Source organism: Acidovorax sp. NO-1, from assembly GCF_000238595.1.
Classification (GTDB): domain Bacteria; phylum Pseudomonadota; class Gammaproteobacteria; order Burkholderiales; family Burkholderiaceae_C; genus Acidovorax.
On the sequence record NZ_AGTS01000095.1, the window covers coordinates 1 to 860 of the forward strand.

The following is an 860-nucleotide window of genomic DNA, read 5'->3' on the forward strand; positions in this document are numbered from 1 at the left end:
CCGCTCTCAATCTCAGGGTGGGCACTCAGGTACGCGGTGATGGCCTGAAGCTTTTCTCCTGGTCCGACGATATCGATTTCAAGGGCACTCAGCCCGCTCAAAAATTCCCGAATCTCTTCATGCGGGTACGTGAGGCGCCAGCTGGAGTGAACCACGATGCGAACTGGGGGATGCGCGCTGAGAATGTCATCCAGATCAGAGAGCCATTCAATGGGAAGACAGGCGCTGACAGGCCCACCTGCAGGGTGCACTACGCCATCAAAGTCGATGAAGATAGCCCTCATTGTTTCTTGCCTGTGTGGGTCCGTCTCGCGGGCGTCCACGCGAGTGAGACGGTCATCGCACTAACGGTTCGATGGATGCGAGCAGGCTCATGCGCCGTAGAACACGTCCTATTGGCATGCACGCATCGGCATCAGCTTGAATGGCGTAGATCTCTGCCGTCGTGAGCGGCCCGTCGTCCGGCGAATATGCCGGCAACTTCTCGTTCGCCAGCTTGGCAAGAGGCACGCGCGACTTGGATCGCGTGACACCTGCAGGGGTGCCCTGCAAATCAAACTGCAGCGACTGCTGAGGAGTTGACGGTCCCGTCATGTTGAACCTTCAATCGACATTGTGTTGGCGGAGCGGGGTGCCCCATTGTGAGCGTGACTCACAAGAGGAGTAAATCACTCCTCAGTTCAGTTGCGAAACCACAAGCCTTGGCAAGAACTCAACCCCCGTGCGCTTCACCAGCTCTTCGTAGGTGATGGGCCTGCCGACCCGCTCCCCCTCCCGGTTCTCCTGCCAATGCGCCCAGGCTCTGTTGTCGTGCTGGTCGTACACGAGCTTGAACAGGTAGGCTGGAACCCGACCCCGTT

2 protein-coding genes and 1 pseudogene are annotated in these 860 nt (G+C 58.6%); all 3 read right to left on the bottom strand.

Annotated features, from left to right (window positions below; all coding sequences use genetic code 11):
• A partial coding sequence (locus KYG_RS24730; protein WP_008905897.1) for an HAD domain-containing protein occupies window positions 1-284 on the bottom strand: 284 nt, incomplete at its 3' end.
• A 52-nt stretch (window positions 285-336) separates the two neighbouring features.
• Entirely contained in the window at window positions 337-594 is a 258-nt protein-coding gene (locus tag KYG_RS15630; protein ID WP_008905898.1) for a hypothetical protein, read from the bottom strand.
• 81 nt (window positions 595-675) lie between these two features.
• Window positions 676-860: pseudogene (locus KYG_RS15635) on the bottom strand (DNA/RNA non-specific endonuclease); the annotation flags it as partial.